The sequence below is a fragment of the Caloranaerobacter longqiensis genome (genome assembly GCF_050286925.1).
GTDB lineage: Bacteria > Bacillota > Clostridia > Tissierellales > Thermohalobacteraceae > Caloranaerobacter.
Genome location: NZ_JBFWFX010000046.1, coordinates 1 through 2,499 on the forward strand (window position 1 = coordinate 1; position 2,499 = coordinate 2,499).

General features: G+C 54.3%; 1 rRNA gene. It reads left to right on the plus strand.

The window, feature by feature from the left end:
• Nucleotides 1-2,499, plus strand: a 23S ribosomal RNA gene (locus tag AB4Y15_RS13835); the annotation flags it as partial.

The window sequence follows — 2,499 nt, forward strand, 5'->3', positions numbered from 1 at the left end:
CTTAGGGCTGTGATCCAGAGTACCACGGGACACGTGAAACCCTGTGGGAAGCAGGGAGGACCACCTCCCAAGGCTAAATACTACCTGGTGACCGATAGCGCATAGTACCGTGAGGGAAAGGTGAAAAGAACCCCGGGAGGGGAGTGAAATAGAACCTGAAACCCTATGTCTACAAGCAGTGGAAGCACTTTATACGTGCGACCGCGTACTTTTTGTAGAACGGGCCAGCGAGTTACGATATGCAGCGAGGTTAAGGACCTTAAGGTCCGGAGCCGTAGGGAAACCGAGTCTTAAATGGGCGTCTAAGTTGCATGTCGTAGACCCGAAACCGGGTGACCTACCCATGGGCAGGGTGAAGCGAAAGTAAAATTTCGTGGAGGCCCGAACCCGTGTCTGTTGAAAAAGGCTGGGATGACCTGTGGGTAGCGGTGAAATTCCAATCGAACTCGGATATAGCTGGTTCTCCCCGAAATAGCTTTAGGGCTAGCCTCAAGGTAGTGACATGGAGGTAGAGCACTGAATGGTCTAGGGGCGCTCACACGCTACCGAAACCTATCAAACTCCGAATGCCATTGTCATGTTCCTTGGGAGTCAGACTATGTGAGATAAGTTTCATAGTCGAGAGGGAAAGAGCCCAGACCGCCAGCTAAGGTCCCAAAGTACAGGTTAAGTGGTAAAGGATGTAAGACTACACAGACAACCAGGATGTTGGCTTAGAAGCAGCCATTCATTTAAAGAGTGCGTAATAGCTCACTGGTCGAGTGGTCTTGCGCCGAAAATGTCCGGGGCTCAAACCTGTCACCGAAGCTGCGGCAGCGCTAAGCGCTGGGTAGGGGAGCATTCTGTACGGGCAGAAGCTACACCGTAAGGAGTAGTGGACTGTACAGAAGAGAGAATGCTGGCATGAGTAGCGAAAGGTGGGTGAGAATCCCACCCGTCGAAAGCCTAAGGTTTCCTGAGGAAGGCTCGTCCGCTCAGGGTTAGTCGGGACCTAAGCCGAGGCCGAAAGGCGTAGGCGATGGACAACAGGTTGAGATTCCTGTACCACCTGTTTGCGCTTGAGAGATGGGGTGACGCAGGAGGATAGGCTGAGCGCACCGTTGGTTGAGTGCGTCCAAGCCGGTAGGAAGTTCCTATAGGCAAATCCGTAGGAATAATTCCGAGAGGTGATGGGGAGCGAAATTTAAGTAGCGAAGCAGCCGATTCCACACTGCCGAGAAAAGCCTCTATCGAGCAAACAGGTGCCCGTACCGCAAACCGACACAGGTAGGCGAGGAGAGAATCCTAAGACGAGCGGGAGAACCCTTGTTAAGGAACTCGGCAAAATGACCCCGTAACTTCGGGAGAAGGGGTGCCGGTTAAGGTGTAGGTCCTAGCGACTGAAGCCTCGGCCGGCCGCAGAGGATAGGCCCAAGCGACTGTTTACCAAAAACACAGGTCTCTGCTAAGTCGAAAGACGAAGTATAGGGGCTGACGCCTGCCCGGTGCTGGAAGGTTAAGGGGAAGTGTTAGCGAAAGCGAAGCACTGAACTTAAGCCCCAGTAAACGGCGGCCGTAACTATAACGGTCCTAAGGTAGCGAAATTCCTTGTCGGGTAAGTTCCGACCCGCACGAAAGGCGTAACGACTTGGGCACTGTCTCAACAAGGGACCCGGTGAAATTGTAGTACCAGTGAAGATGCTGGTTACCCGCGGCAGGACGGAAAGACCCCGTGGAGCTTTACTGCAGGCTGACATTGGATTTTGGTATCACATGTACAGGATAGGTGGGAGACTGAGAAGTCGGGGCGCCAGCTTCGATGGAGTCGACCTTGGGATACCACCCTTGTGGTACTGGAATTCTAACCAGAGGCCGTGAATCCGGTCTTGGGACACTGTCAGTCGGGCAGTTTGACTGGGGCGGTCGCCTCCTAAAAGGTAACGGAGGCGCTCAAAGGTTCCCTCAGCACGGTCGGAAATCGTGCGTAGAGTGTAAAGGCAGAAGGGGGCTTGACTGCGAGAGAGACACCTCGAGCAGGAACGAAAGTTGGACTTAGTGATCCGGTGGTACCGAGTGGAAGGGCCATCGCTCAACGGATAAAAGCTACCCCGGGGATAACAGGCTTATCTCCCCCAAGAGTCCACATCGACGGGGAGGTTTGGCACCTCGATGTCGGCTCGTCTCATCCTGGGGCTGAAGTAGGTCCCAAGGGTTGGGCTGTTCGCCCATTAAAGAGGCACGCGAGCTGGGTTCAGAACGTCGTGAGACAGTTCGGTCCCTATCCGCCGTGGGCGTAGGAAATTTGAGAGGAGCTGTCCCTAGTACGAGAGGACCGGGATGGACAGACCGCTGGTGCACCAGTTGTTCCGCCAGGAGCACAGCTGGGTAGCCAAGTCTGGAAGGGATAAGCGCTGAAGGCATCTAAGCGCGAAGCCCCCCTCAAGATAAGATTTCCCATCCGCAAGGAGTAAGACCCCAGATAGACTATCTGGTAGATAGGCCTGAGGTGTAAGGGCAGTA